Origin of the sequence: Streptomyces sp. LN549 (assembly GCF_043203805.1) — a bacterium.
Lineage (GTDB): Bacteria > Actinomycetota > Actinomycetes > Streptomycetales > Streptomycetaceae > Streptomyces.
On the sequence record NZ_JAZHRI010000002.1, the window covers coordinates 1338461 to 1351978 of the forward strand.

At 70.8% G+C, this 13518-nt stretch carries 13 protein-coding genes and 1 riboswitch; of the genes, 2 read left to right on the forward strand and 11 right to left on the reverse strand.

Features of this window, described 5'->3' with window-relative positions:
• Positions 1–38: 38 nt before the first annotated feature.
• Positions 39–1409 carry a peptidase C39 family protein gene (locus SH922_RS05955; RefSeq protein WP_393055458.1) on the reverse strand — a complete coding sequence of 457 codons (1371 nt, stop codon included), beginning with the start codon at positions 1407–1409 and terminating at the stop codon, positions 39–41.
• Between the two features lie 174 nt (positions 1410–1583).
• Here SH922_RS05955 and SH922_RS05960 point away from each other — a divergent pair, with 174 nt between their 5' ends.
• Both SH922_RS05960 and SH922_RS05965 read left to right on the forward strand, forming a co-directional pair.
• Positions 1584–2213: a uridine kinase gene (locus SH922_RS05960; protein ID WP_393055461.1), complete on the forward strand. Its 630-nt coding sequence runs from the start codon at positions 1584–1586 to the stop codon at positions 2211–2213.
• 359 nt (positions 2214–2572) lie between these two features.
• Positions 2573–4486, forward strand: coding sequence for an AAA family ATPase (locus SH922_RS05965; RefSeq protein ID WP_393055465.1), 1914 nt, complete (start codon positions 2573–2575; stop codon positions 4484–4486).
• Between the two features lie 58 nt (positions 4487–4544).
• Here SH922_RS05965 and SH922_RS05970 read toward each other — a convergent pair whose 3' ends face one another.
• From SH922_RS05970 to ribD, 10 genes are all read right to left on the reverse strand, one after another.
• Positions 4545–5642, reverse strand: a complete 1098-nt coding sequence (locus tag SH922_RS05970) for a hemolysin family protein (protein ID WP_393055468.1) — start codon at positions 5640–5642, stop codon at positions 4545–4547.
• Positions 5639–7009, reverse strand: coding sequence for a hemolysin family protein (locus tag SH922_RS05975; RefSeq protein ID WP_393055471.1), 1371 nt, complete (start codon positions 7007–7009; stop codon positions 5639–5641). The genes SH922_RS05970 and SH922_RS05975 overlap by 4 nt, the downstream gene beginning before the upstream one ends.
• 184 nt (positions 7010–7193) lie before the next feature.
• A complete protein-coding gene (locus SH922_RS05980; RefSeq protein WP_393055474.1) occupies positions 7194–7646 on the reverse strand; it encodes a PH domain-containing protein in 453 nt (150 codons plus the stop codon).
• Between the two features lie 22 nt (positions 7647–7668).
• On the reverse strand, positions 7669–8517 hold the full coding sequence (hisG, locus tag SH922_RS05985) for an ATP phosphoribosyltransferase (protein ID WP_393055477.1): 849 nt from the start codon (positions 8515–8517) through the stop codon (positions 7669–7671).
• A gap of 62 nt (positions 8518–8579) precedes the next feature.
• Positions 8580–8852 (reverse strand): phosphoribosyl-ATP diphosphatase, encoded by a 273-nt coding sequence (locus SH922_RS05990; RefSeq protein WP_018524273.1) that lies wholly within the window; start codon positions 8850–8852, stop codon positions 8580–8582.
• Between the two features lie 35 nt (positions 8853–8887).
• Entirely contained in the window at positions 8888–9373 is a 486-nt protein-coding gene (gene ribH / locus SH922_RS05995) for a 6,7-dimethyl-8-ribityllumazine synthase (protein WP_148016350.1), read from the reverse strand.
• Positions 9374–9423: 50 nt separating this feature from the next.
• Positions 9424–10722, reverse strand: coding sequence for a bifunctional 3,4-dihydroxy-2-butanone-4-phosphate synthase/GTP cyclohydrolase II (locus SH922_RS06000; RefSeq protein ID WP_393055481.1), 1299 nt, complete (start codon positions 10720–10722; stop codon positions 9424–9426).
• On the reverse strand, positions 10719–11363 hold the full coding sequence (locus tag SH922_RS06005) for a nicotinamide riboside transporter PnuC (protein ID WP_393055484.1): 645 nt from the start codon (positions 11361–11363) through the stop codon (positions 10719–10721). Before SH922_RS06005 ends, SH922_RS06000 begins: the two co-directional genes overlap by 4 nt.
• Entirely contained in the window at positions 11360–11977 is a 618-nt protein-coding gene (locus SH922_RS06010; protein ID WP_393055487.1) for a riboflavin synthase, read from the reverse strand. The genes SH922_RS06005 and SH922_RS06010 overlap by 4 nt, the downstream gene beginning before the upstream one ends.
• On the reverse strand, positions 11978–13078 hold the full coding sequence (ribD, locus tag SH922_RS06015; RefSeq protein WP_393055490.1) for a bifunctional diaminohydroxyphosphoribosylaminopyrimidine deaminase/5-amino-6-(5-phosphoribosylamino)uracil reductase RibD: 1101 nt from the start codon (positions 13076–13078) through the stop codon (positions 11978–11980).
• A 155-nt stretch (positions 13079–13233) separates the two neighbouring features.
• A riboswitch (FMN riboswitch) is annotated at positions 13234–13364 on the reverse strand.
• Positions 13365–13518 lie beyond the last annotated feature (154 nt).

Here is a 13518-nt window from a genome sequence, read left to right on the forward strand (position 1 = left end):
CCGTCAGGTCGTCGAGGCGGCCGTGGGGCCCTACATGGTCACAGCAGGCCGAGAGACCGCAGAGCTCGGTGCTGAGCCGGTGCTGGGTTAGACGGCCAGTAGACGTAACAGACCCCGCCCGTACCGCTCCTGACCTGCCCATTCGCGTCGTACCGTTTGGTGCGGAGCCAGATCGTCTCCCACTCGTGCCGCAGATAGACACGCCGCACCGCCTCGTCGCTCGGCGACGCCGGGTCGTTGGCGATCACGTCGCCCTCCTCGGTGAAGCCGATCACCGTCATCAGGTGGCCGGAGGTCCCGTAACCGGCACCGGTCAGCTCCGTCTTGAGGAACGACTGCGACGTTATGACCGGGATGCCTGCCCGGATCAGGGTCTCCAGATCCCTCAGCGAGCCGAGACGCGTCACCACGGCGCTCATGTCCTCGTACGTCGCCGCGTAGGCGGCGTTGAACGGCCAGTTCCCGCAGCCCTCGTACTGGTTGTCGTACGTGAAGCGCGCCGCGTGGCAGACCTGCGGGTCCTCCAGCCCCGGCTTGACCCAGGAGAGGTCGTCCGCGGAGGGCTTGCGCCCCCAGTACTCGATGATCATCTGCGAGGAGGTGGGGCTGCACCACGCCTCGCCGCCGTTGTCGTACTCGGGATACTGCCCCACGTGCACGTTCTGCGAGAAGCGCGGCACCGCGAGCTCCCGGGCGAGCCCGGGGGCGGAGGCGGGCACGGTGAAGCGGTCGGGGACGTCCGAGGCCATCGCGCCGAGGCGCCACACCGTGGGTGTGAGCCGGGTGCCCGGGGTGCGGTACAGGGTCAGCCGCAGCCGGTAGGACAGCAGGCGCAGGCCGCTCGCCGCGTCGTCCACCGAGAAGGTGTCGGTCCAGATGGAGCTCTTGCCGTCGGTCTGGTCGTCGACGGAGGTGCGGCGGATGTCGCCGTCGCCCGCGGCCCAGCGGCCCATGACGTACCAGGGGGTCTCGGTGCCGTCCGAATAGCTGCCCTGCAGCTCGACCTGGATCCAGGTGCCGGCCGGCGTGTCCGCGTTCCAGGACGCGATCACCTCGGTGGCCGGGACGGCGGAGCGGTGGACCGGCGAGGTCCAGGTGGCGTAGTCCCACGCCGCGGTGGTGCCGGTGTGCGGGTCGGTGTAGTCGGTACGCCCCAGCGGGTGGGCGATCACCAGCCCCGGCCGGCGGCCTGCGACCGCGCGGGTCCCGGCGCCCGAGCCGCAGCGCCAGTCGGTGTACGACGTCCAGAAGTGGTTGTCCACGAGAGAGGCTGCCGCCGAAGGTGCGTCGGGCCGGGTACGGGGCGGAGTCGCGGCGGACGCGGAAGCGGCGGACGACACCGCTCCGGCGCCGGCCGCTGCCGCGATCGCGGCGGTGAGCACGGTTCTGCGTGAGGTCGGACTGGGCATGGGCGAGACCCCCGGTCGTAAGCGGAATGGGGCGGCAGGTGCACGACAGTGCGCCAACTATCGCGGGTCCTCCCCCGGTTCGGCCAGCGATTCGGCTCGCGTCGAAGGACCAATATGGGTCTGGACCACTGGCGTGACCTGCGACTGCTTCGCACCGGCTCGTACGCTGGGGCCATGAACGACCTCTCGCGCCTCGCCGCACGGCTGCGCACCCTGCCGCCGTCCTGCGGGCCCGTCCGGCTGATCGGCGTCGACGGCCATGCAGGATCGGGCAAGAGCACCTTCACCTCCCGGCTCGCGGCGGCGCTCGACGACGCCCCCGTACTGCACCTGGATGATCTGGCCACCCACGAGGAACTGTTCGGCTGGACCGGACGGTTGAGCGAGCAGGTGACCGGTCCGCTGTCGCGCGGTGAATCCGCCCGCTACGCGCCGTACGACTGGACGGCGCGCACCTTCGGGCCGCCGCGCACCCTGGACCCCGCGCCGGTGGTCCTGATCGAAGGCGTCGGCGCGGGACGACGGGCCCTGCGCCCTTCCCTCGCACACCTGTTGTGGATGGACCTGCCGGCCGCTGAGTCCTGGGAGCGGGGCCGTCGGCGCGACGGGCCTGCGCTGAGCACCTTCTGGGACGGCTGGACGGCCGCCGAGGCGGCCCATTTCTCAGCCGATCCCTCGCGCCCCTGGGCCGATGCTCTGGTGCGCCAGTTGCCCGTGGGGTACGAGTGGCTGAAGGGAGCCCCTACGACAGCAGGAATGAACCATTCCGTCACCCATCGTGATCGCCCGGCCCGGCCATACTGAGCAGTCGGAAATCGGACCGGAAGTGCCTCAACCCTGCTTGACCCCGGGGCGGTACAGGTCTTACGTTCTCAATGTGCGGCTTTTCGGAGCCCCCGCAGACGCGAAGCCCCCGGTTGTTCCCCCGTGATCGGGGGCTTCGTCCTGTGCTCGACGCGGGTTTCCGGCCTCAGCGCACCCTCTTCCACTTACCGTGAGTAATGGCCCACCTTCGGCCTGCGGCGCCCTTAGTCGCACACTCCCTGCGCAGGTACGATGCCTCTCGGTGCGGTCAATTCCCGTCCATGGCACAGTGATTCGGCGCGCCTCGGCGGGCTGTCGTGCGGCGGGACATCCTGGGGGCACGGTTTGTGGGGGACCTGATGGACAGCACGCAGGGCGCACAGGCCCCGGCCGACCTCGCGTGGCTGCGCGGCGTGGACGCCTACACGATGGGCGCCTATCCGCAGGCCGAAGAGGAGTTCAGGGCCGCGGTACGCCTCGATCCCGGTATGGCGGACGCCTGGCTCGGCCTCCACGCGCTGCGGGTCGACACGACGACGGCGCTGCTGCACATGTACCGCCATCGTGACCGGTTCGGCGATCAGCGCGGGCGGTACCGACGCACGCTCAACTCCTGGTACTGGCTGGGCTGGTGGGTGCAGCCGGTGCTGGAGAGCCCGCGCGAACTGCTGCTCGCGCACGCCTCGCACTGGCTGGACGGCCGCCATGTCCCGGAACTCGACCGGGCGTTGGCAAGCCTGCCGCCGGTGGACGCCGATCCCCAGGTCCGCTTCCTGCACGCCTGCCGCTCCTACCTCGTCAAGGACTGGGAGCAACTCGTACGCCATACGGAGCAACTGATCGACGATCCGCTGCTCGGCATCGAGGCGGGGCTCTTCGGCGGGATGGCGCGGGTACGGCTGGAGATGTACGGGCAGGCCGAGCCCCTGCTGTCCACCGCACTCATGCGCTGCCGCAGCGAGCAGCCACAGCGCAAGGAACTGCGCTACTGGCTGGCCCGCGCGCACGAGGGCACGGGCCGCAGTGCGGCCGCGCTGCCCCTGTACCGGGCGGTCCACCGGATCGACCCGGCGTTCATGGACACGTCGGCGCGACTGGCCGCGATCGCGGACTACGACGGGCTGGACGGTTCCGAGGAGGCGTCCGGCCTGGCCGCCGTCTCGCTGACCGGCCTGGGGGCCGACGGCTCGTTCGCGGAGGCGCAGCCGGACGGCGACTCGTTACTGGGCACCGATCTGGTGGACGGCCGGGAGCTGCGGCCGGGCGTCGAGGCACAGGACCTGCCGGGCCTCGGGGTGTCGCCGCCCCCGGGCGGGGCGCGGCAGAAGACCGCGGTGCCGGGTCAGAACGCGCCGCAGTCGTTCCCGGCCGGGCCCAGCGATCCCGTACTGCTCGCCGAGGCGCTGGCGGAACTGGAGCGGATGGTCGGCCTGGAACCGGTGAAGCGGCAGGTCAAGGCGTTGTCGGCGCAGCTGAACATGGCGCGGCTGCGGGCGGGCCAGGGGTTGCCCGTACAGCCGCCGAAGCGGCACTTCGTCTTCTCGGGGCCGTCAGGGACCGGCAAGACCACGGTGGCGCGGATCCTGGGCCGGGTGTTCTACGCGCTGGGCCTGCTGGGCGGGGACCATCTGGTGGAGGCCCAGCGGGCGGATCTGGTCGGTGAGTTCCTTGGCCAGACGGCGGTGAAGGCCAATGAGCTGATCGACTCGGCGCTGGGCGGGGTGCTCTTCGTCGACGAGGCGTACAGCCTCTCCAACACCGGATACAGCAAGGGCGACGCGTACGGCGACGAGGCCCTGCAGGTCCTCCTCAAGCGCGCCGAGGACAATCGCGACCATCTCGTCGTCATCCTGGCCGGCTACCCGGAGGGCATGGACCGGCTGCTGTCCACCAACCCCGGGCTCTCCTCGCGCTTCACCACCCGGGTGGACTTCCCCAGCTACCGGCCGCTGGAGCTCACCTCCATCGGCGAGGTGCTCGCGGCGGAGAACGGGGACGCGTGGGACGAGGAGTCACTGGAGGAGCTGCGGTCCATCAGCGGCCATGTCGTCGAACAGGGCTGGCTCGACGAGCTGGGCAACGGGCGCTTCCTGCGCACGCTGTACGAGAAGAGCTGCGCCTACCGCGATCTGCGGCTCTCCGGCTACGCGACGGTGCCGACGCGGGACGATCTGGCGACGCTGCGGCTGCCGGATCTGATGCAGGCGTACGGCGAGGTGCTGTCGGGGCGGGGGCCCGTGGGCCGGGGCCGGCAGGAGCCGCCCGAAGGGTGAGGCGGTCCCGTCCTCGGCCGCCGGGCCCGAAGAGCCCGGCGGCCGAGGACGGTGCGCGCTAGCCGACCAGGGCGGAGAGTTCGTCCGATCCGGTCTGCCGCTCCTCGGTGCGGCGGGGTTCCGCGACCCGGTGGGCCGGGTCCCGTACCTCCCCGACCAGCATTTCCAGCACGTCCTCCATGGCGACCAGGCCGAGCACCCGGCCCGATGCGTCGGCGACCTGGGCCAGATGCGTCGCCGCGCGGCGCATCACGGTCAGGGCGTCGTCCAGGGGCAGCTCGGCCCTCACGGTGGCCATGGGGCGCCACACGTGCTGCGGGACGGCCCGCTCGCCGTCCTCCAGGTCGAGGACGTCCTTGACGTGCAGGTAGCCCATGAACGGGCCGCCGCCCTCCGCGCAGACGGGGAAGCGCGAGTAGCCGGTCCGTACCGTGAGGTCCTCGATCCGGCGCGGGGTGACGGACGGGTCCACCGTGACCAGGGCCGCCCGGTGCAGGAGCACGTCGGTGACGGGCCGGCTGCCCAGCTCCAGGGCGTCCTCCAGCCGTTCCTGCGCCTCCGGTTCCAGGAGCCCGGCCTGTCCGGAGTCCTCGACGAGCCGGTTGAGCTGCTCGCTGGTGAAGACGGCCTCCACCTCGTCCTTGGGCTCGACACCGAAGAGCCGGAGCACCAGCCGGGCACAGGCGCCCAGCGCCGAGGTGACCGGCCGGCAGAGCCGGGCGAAGCCGACGAGGCCGGGGCTGAACCACAGCGAGGTCTTCTCCGGAGCCGCCATCGCCAGGTTCTTCGGGACCATCTCGCCGACGACGAGGTGGAGGAAGACGACAAGGACCAGCGCCAGCACGAAGCCGAGCGGGTGGATCAGTCCTTCGGGCAGGTGGACCGTGTGGAAGACCGGCTCCAGCAGATGGGCGACGGTCGGTTCCGCGACGGCGCCGAGGGTCAGTGAGCAGATGGTGATGCCGAACTGGGCGGCCGCCATCATCTGCGGCAGGTTCTCCAGCCCGTACAGCACCTTGCGGGCCCGGCTCGACCCGGCTGCCGCCAGGGGTTCGATCTGGCTGCGGCGCACCGAGACGAGGGCGAACTCCGCTCCGACGAAGAAGCCGTTCGCCAGGACGAGAAGTCCGGCGAAGAGCAACTGGACCAGGCTCATCGCGCAGCCTCCAGGACCCGGCGGGACGCCCGCGGCGCGGCGGCCGGCGCGGGTGACTCGGCCAGGCGCACGAAGCGGACCTTCTCGGCCCGGTAGTGGCCGACCTGGCGGACGGCGATCCGCCAGCCGGGCAGTTCGGCCCGGTCACCGGGTGCGGGGATCCGGCCCAGCAGGTCGGCGACCAGCCCGGCGACGGTCTCGTAGGGGCCTTCGGGTACGTCGAGGCCTATCCGGCGCAGGGTCAGTACCCGGCAGCTGCCTTCGGCGTCCCAGGCGGGCCGCCCGTCCTCGGGGGCGGCGGCGGCCAGCTCGGGGCGGTCGGCGCCTTCGGCGTCGTGCTCGTCCCGCACCTCTCCGACGAGCTCCTCGATGATGTCCTCCAGCGTGACGACGCCGGCGGTGCCGCCGTACTCGTCGACCACGACGGCGATCGGCTGCTCGTTGCGCAGCCGCTGGAGCAGCTGCTCGACGGGCAGGGTCTCGGGCACCAGCAGCGGCGGCACGGCGATCCGGCCGGCCGGGGTCCGCAGGCGGTCCTGGGCGGGGACGGCCAGCGCGTCCTTGAGGTGGATCATGCCGACGACCTCGTCGATGCGCTCCCGGTAGACCGGAAAGCGGGAGAGGCCGGTGGCACGGGTGAGGTTGAGGACGTCCTCCGCGGTCGCGGAGGACTGGAGGGCGCTGACCTTCACGCGCGGGGTCATCACATGCTGGGCGGTGAGCCCGGCGAGCGACAGGGTCCGTACGAAGAGGTCCGCGGTGTCCTGTTCGAGGGTGCCGGCCTCCGCCGAGTGCCGCGCGAGGGAGACCAGCTCCCCCGGCGTACGGGCGGACGCCAGCTCCTCGGTCGGCTCTACGCCGAGAAAGCGCACCAAACGGTTGGCGACGGTGTTCAGCAGGCCGATCACCGGGCGGAAGACCCGGGTGAACCCCTGCTGGGGTCCGGCGACGAACCGTGCGACCTGGAGCGGCTTGGAGACCGCCCAGTTCTTCGGTACGAGTTCACCGATGACCATCTGGACGGCGGCCGCGAGCAGCATGCCGATGACCACGCTGATGCCGGGGACGGCACCGTCGGGCAGACCGGTCAGGGCCAGGGGGCCTTCCAGCAGCTGTGCGAGAGCCGGCTCGGCGAGCATGCCGACCACCAGTGAGGTGATGGTGATGCCGAGCTGGGTGCCGGAGAGCTGGAAGGAGAGTTCGCGCAGGGCGGCGACGACGGTTCGGGCCCGCCGGTCGCCCTCGGCGGCGGCGCGCTCGGCGTCCGCCCGTTCCACGGTGACGAGCCCGAACTCGGCTGCCACGAAGAACCCGTTGGCGAGGATGAGAAGGAATGCCGCGCTGAGAAGCAGCAGGGGGGTGGTCATGCCGCCGCCTCCACAGAAGGGGCGGCGCAGGTACTACCGGACGATCCGTCCATTGCTGGAGGGAGTCACTCCTTGGGTCGCAGGAAAGCCCCGCGGGCCTCGGGGGCCTCTGGTGCGGGGCGGGGCGCACAGGGCGCCGCCGCCCTCCAGAGTAATCAACGAGAGGCCGTACGGGGCAGGGGGCTCAGCCGTTGTCCTTGCCGGTGCCGCGGTTCTCGGCGAGGGCGCGGAGCATTTTGGCGTCGCGGATGGCCTGTTCCTTGGCGATTCCGGGCTGGATGCCGAGGGCGGGCATGCTGGTCCCGTCGCTGAGGTCGAGGAAGACCCACGGGTCGCCGGCGCGCAGGTTGACGCGGACGATCTCCGCCCAGGACAGCCGCCGGGTGCGGGTGAGGTTGACCACTGTCACCCCGCTGTCGTCCGCCACGATCCTGGGGCGGCTGAGCAGCGCCAGGACGCCGAAGAAGAGCAGCGCGGTGAAGACGAAGCTGGCCCGCTCCCCCCCGCTGAGCTGTTCCAGGGTGAAGGCGACGACGGTGATGACGGCGAACATCACCGCCCCGACGCTCAGCAGGACCACCCGGGTGCGGGTGGGCCGGAAGGTGACCGGAAGGTCGGGGAGTGCGGGGGCTGACATGGTCTTCTTCCGTCTCCCGCCGTCAGAGGCGGCAGGCGTGGATGGCCGTGGTGAGGATGGCGCGTGCGCCGAGGTCGTACAGGTCGTCCATGATCCGCTGCGCCTCCTTGGAGGCGACCATGGACCGGACGGCGACCCAGCCCTCGTGGTGCAGCGGGGAGATGGTCGGCGACTCCAGGCCCGGAGTGAGGGCGACGGCGCGCTCCAGGTGCTCGACGCGGCAGTCGTAGTCCATCATCACGTAGCTGCGGGCCACCAGGACGCCCTGGAGGCGGCGCAGGAACTGCTGGACCTTCGGATCGTCGTCGGGGGCGCCGGTACGGCGGATGACGACCGCTTCCGACTTCATGATCGGCTCGCCGATGACTTCGAGTCCGGCGTTGCGCAGGCTGGTGCCGGTCTCCACGACGTCGGCGATGATCTGGGCGACGCCGAGCTCGATGGCGGTCTCCACGGCACCGTCGAGGTGGACGACGGAGGCGTTGACGCCGACGTCCGCGAGGTGCTTGGCGACGATTCCCTCGTAGGAGGTGGCGATCGTCAGGCCGTCGAAGTCCTGCGGCCCCGCGGCCGTGCCGGGCTTGGTGGCGTAGCGGAAGGTGGAGCGGGCGAAGCCGAGCTGGAGGATCTCCTCGGAGTCGGCGCCGCTGTCCAGCAGCAGGTCGCGGCCGGTGATGCCGATGTCGAGGCGGCCCGAGCTGACGTAGATCGCGATGTCGCGGGGACGCAGGTAGAAGAACTCGACCTGGTTCTCGGGGTCGACGAGGACGAGTTCCTTCGACTCCTTGCGCTGCTGGTACCCGGCCTCATGGAGCATCGCCATCGCAGGCCCTGAGAGTGAACCCTTGTTGGGGACGGCGATGCGCAGCATGAGGTCGGGTTTCCTTTGCGAAAGGGGTGACTGGAACGTGCGGACGGGTGCGGAGGTCGTGCTCAGAGGTGGGCGTAGACGTCGTCGAGGGAGATTCCGCGCGCGACCATCATCACCTGGACGTGGTAGAGCAGCTGCGAGATCTCCTCGGCGGCGGCGTCCTTGCTCTCGTGCTCGGCGGCCATCCAGACTTCGGCGGCCTCCTCGACGACCTTCTTGCCGATGGCATGCACGCCCTTGTCCACCAGTTCGGCGGTACGGGAGGTGGAGGGGTCGCCGTTGGCGGCCTTGAGCTGCAGCTCGGCGAAGAGCTCTTCGAAGGTTTTGTTCGCCATGATGTCCTTAAGAATACGGGGTCCCGGACCCGCACTCAGCGCCAGGGTTCGCTGACCGAGCGGAGTGTGGTGGCGGTGGCGACAGCCGCGGTGACCGCTTCGTGCCCCTTGTCCTCGTTGGACCCGTCCAGGCCGGCCCGGTCGAGCGCCTGCTCCTCGGTGTCACAGGTGAGGACGCCGAAGCCGACGGGGACGCCGGTGTCGACGGCGACCTGGGTGAGGCCGTTGGTGACGCCGTGGGACACGTATTCGAAGTGCGGCGTGCCGCCGCGGATGATCACGCCGAGGGCGACGATCGCGTCGTACCCGCGGCCGGCCAGCACCTTGGCCACGACGGGGAGCTCGAAGCTGCCGGGGACCCGCAGCAGGGTCGGCTCGTCGATGCCCAGCTCGTGCAGCGCGCGCAGTGCACCGTCGACGAGTCCGTCCATGACCTTCTCGTGCCACTGCGCCGCGACGACGGCGACGCGCAGGTCACCGCAGTTGCGTACGGACAGTTCGGGTGCGCCCTTGCCGCTCATGTCTCTCCTACAGCTCGTTCAGGGATGGTTACTACGGGAAATGCGGTTGGCTACTGGTTGCCGCACGTCGACACGGTGGCGGCGTCGAGCCAGGGCAGGTCGTGGCCCATGCGGTCGCGCTTGGTGCGCAGGTAGCGCAGATTGTGCTCGCCGGCCTGCACGGGCATCGGCTCACGGCCGGTGACGACCAGGCCGTGCCGCAGGATCGCGGCGGTCTTCTCGGGGTTGTTCGTCATGAGCCGCAGGCTGCGGACACCGAGGTCCTTGAGGATCTGGGCGCCGGCCGCGTAGTCCCGGGCGTCGGCGGGCAGGCCGAGCTCCAGATTGGCGTCGAGGGTGTCGGCGCCGCGCTCCTGGAGTTCGTACGCACGCAGTTTGGACAGCAGTCCGATGCCGCGGCCCTCGTGGCCGCGCAGATACACGACCACGCCGCGGCCCTCCTCCGTGATGCGCCGCATGGACGCATGCAGCTGGGGACCGCAGTCGCAGCGCTGGGACTGGAAGATGTCGCCGGTCAGGCACTCGGAGTGGACCCGGACCAGGACGTCGTCGCCGTCGCCGATGTCGCCGTGGACCAGGGCGACGTGCTCGACGCCGTCCACGGTGGAGCGGTAGCCGTACGCGGTGAACGCGCCGAAGCTGGTGGGCAGCCGCACCTCGGCCTCGCGGCGGACGGTCGGCTCGGAGGTCCGCCGGTAGGCGATCAGGTCCTCGATGGAAATGATCGTCAGCCCGTGCTTGCGGGCGAACGGGACCAGCTGGGGCAGGCGCAGCATGACGCCGTCCTCCCCCGCGATCTCGACGATCGCGCCGGCGGGCCGCAGTCCGGCCAGCCGGGCGAGGTCGACCGCGGCCTCGGTGTGGCCGTTGCGCACGAGCACCCCGCCGGTACGGGCACGCAGCGGGAAGATGTGGCCGGGGCGCACGAAGTCGCCGGGTCCCGCCGTACCGCCCGCGAGCAGCCGGAGCGTGGCGGCGCGGTCGGCGGCGGAGATGCCGGTGCTCACGCCGTGGGCGGCCGAGGCGTCGACGGAGACGGTGAAAGCGGTCTTCATCGACTCCGTGTTGTGCTCGACCATCTGCGGCAGTTCGAGCCGCTCCAGTTCGTCGTTCTCCATGGGCGCGCAGATGAGTCCGCGGCACTCGCTCATCATGAACGCGACGATCTCGGGCGTGGCCTTCTCTGCCGCGATGACGAGGTCGCCCTCGTTCTCCCGGTCCTCGTCGTCGACGACCACGACGGGCCGGCCGGCGGCGATGTCACGGATGGCCTGCTCGACGGGGTCGAGGGAGAGGTCCTCGACGGGTGCGTCGTGTTCCCGGTGCAACCAGGCGGGCTGGGCAGTCATGCCGTGGCTCCTTCCAGAGCGGGTGTCCGCGTACGCAGCCACCAGTCGCGCATGCCCCACAGGACGAGGGCCCCGTAGACGACGTAGATGAGACCGGAGAAGGCGAGACCGCTGTGGAAGTTGAGCGGTACGCCGACCAGGTCGACGAGGAGCCAGGCGAACCAGAACTCGACCATGCCGCGGGCCTGGGCGAGCATCGCCACGAGGGTGCCGGCGAATATGTAAGCGTCCGCCCACGGGCTCCAGGAGAGCGAGGGGAACGCGGTGAACAGGCCGCCGACCGCGAGGGTGCCGAGGACGGCTCCGCCGAGCAGGTAGCCGCGCTCGCGCCAGGTGGCGAACCGTACGGCGATGGAGCCGTCCTGGGCCTGCTGCCGGCCCCTGGTCCACTGCTGCCAGCCCCACACGGCCACGGCGATGACGATGAGCTGCTTGCCGACGCTGCCCGCCTGGTGGACGGAGACATTGGCGGCGACAAGGACGACACCGGACAGGAGCTGGGCGGGCCAGGTCCAGATCGAGCGGAGCCAGCCCAGGGTGAGGGCGATCAGACCGATCGTGTTGCCGATCATGTCGGACCAGATGATGTGCTGGTCGAAGACGGCGAACGCCTCCGAGTTCAGCCAGTGCAGGGCGCTCACTTCGCCGGCTCCCCGGGCTCCTGGGCGGAGTTGCCGAGCAGCCGCTCGACGTACTTCGCGATGACGTCCACCTCGAGGTTGACCGGGTCGCCGGGCTCCTTGATGCCGAGCGTGGTCAGGGCGAGGGTGGTGGGAATGAGGCTGATGGTGAAGTAGTCGGGTCCGGCGTCGACGACGGTCAGGCTCACGCCGTCGACGGTGATCGACCCCTTCTCCACCACGTAGCGGGTCAGATCAGCCGGGAGGGAGATCTTCACGATCTCCCAGTTCTCGGAGATCTTCCGTTCGAGGATGCGGCCCGTGCCGTCGACGTGCCCCTGGACGATGTGCCCGCCGAGCCGGCCGCCGAGCGCCATGGGGCGCTCCAGGTTGACGCGGGAGCCGGTCGCCAGCGCGCCCAGGCTGGAGCGGTTCAGGGTCTCGGCCATCACATCGGCGGTGAAGTCGTGCTCGCCGAGGTCGACGACGGTCAGGCACACGCCGTTGACGGCGATCGAGTCACCGTGCTTGGCGCCCTCGGTGACCACGGGACCGCGCAGGCGGAATCGGGAGGCGTCGCCGAGGTTCTCGACGGCGGTGACCTCACCCAGCTCTTCGACAATTCCGGTGAACACTCAGTTTCCCTTCGGGGCAGGGCCGGGGACGGCGGTGATGCGCAGATCGGGGCCGATGCGGACGGTCTCGGTCACATCGAGGCGCAACGCCTGGGCGATGGTGGTGATTCCGGCGTCGGCGAGGGCCGCGGGGCCGGCGCCGAGGAGTACGGGGGCGATATAGCCGACGACCTTGTCGACCAGTCCCGCCGCGACGAAGGCGCCGGCCAGGGTCGGGCCGCCTTCGAGGAGTACGGAGCGGACGCCGCGTCCGTGGAGGGCGGCGAGGAGTGCGGAAAGGTCCAGGCCGGGACCGCCGGCCGCGCGCGGCAGCCGCAGGACGGCCTCGTCGGGCAGGTGGCGGGCATCGGCGTCATCGGCGACCGCGATCACGGTGGGCGCGCTCGCGTCGAAGATCCGGGCGCCGGGCCGTACGGCGGTGGCGGCGGTGTCGACGACGACCCGCAGGGGCTGGACGGCGTCGTCGACGCCCCGTACACCGAGCTGGGGATCGTCGGTGCGGGCGGTACCCGAGCCGACCACGACGGCGTCCGCCTCGGCGCGCAGGCGGTGGACGTCGGCGCGGGACTCGGCGGAGGTGATCCAGCGGCTGGTGGCGTCCGCGGCCGCGATCCGGCCGTCCAGGGTCGCCGCGTACTTCCAGGTGACGTGCGGACGGCCGAGGCGCACCGAGGTCAGCCAGGCGGCGTTGACCGCTTCGGCCTCGTCCGCGAGCAGGCCCTGCCCGGCCGGGATCCCGGCGGCGCGGAGAGTGTCCGCACCCCCGGTGGCCTGCGGGTTCGGGTCGCCGACCGCGTACACGACCCGGGCGATCCCGGCCTCGATGAGAGCCTGGGCACAGGGGCCGGTGCGTCCGGTGTGGTTACAGGGTTCGAGGGTGACGTAGGCGGTGCCGCCACGGGCCTTCTCGCCGGCCGCGCGCAGGGCGTGGATCTCGGCGTGCGGCCCTCCGGCGCGCTGGTGGAAGCCCTCACCGACGGGGTGTCCCGTCGCGTCGAGGACGACGCATCCGACGACCGGATTGGGGCTGGTGGAGCCGAGACCGCGGGCGGCGAGCGTGATGGCTCGGCGCATGGCGGTGGTGTCGGCTGCGGTGTCCACCGGGTCCTCCTGCCTCTTCGGGCACGGACTCCGGGGCCTGTCGATGACGACAGATGAAGCGGAACGCTGAACAGGGACGCCGAATGCCCGAAAAACGGATGGATCGGTCGCCCGAAAACCATCCGCCGACGGCGGCGTACCCGCGAAACGGCCCGCCGCGCACTGCCTCCCATCCGGACTTTAACCGTCGGTCCAGGAATCCCACCTGGTCAACCGGCCGCTGGATGCGGACGGGTCGCGGACTATAACCGCCGGTTCGGAATTGCACCGACCCCGGAGTGCGCTGCTGCTGGTACACGATCAGTGTGCCACGAGTGGCCGAGACCCATATGGGTGAACGTTGTGGAGTGGCTCACAAACAGGCTGCGACAGCGGCTCTTTTCGGACACTCGCACTCTATTGGTCCAGACCTATTGACGCAGTGGTCTAGTCCTCTTAAT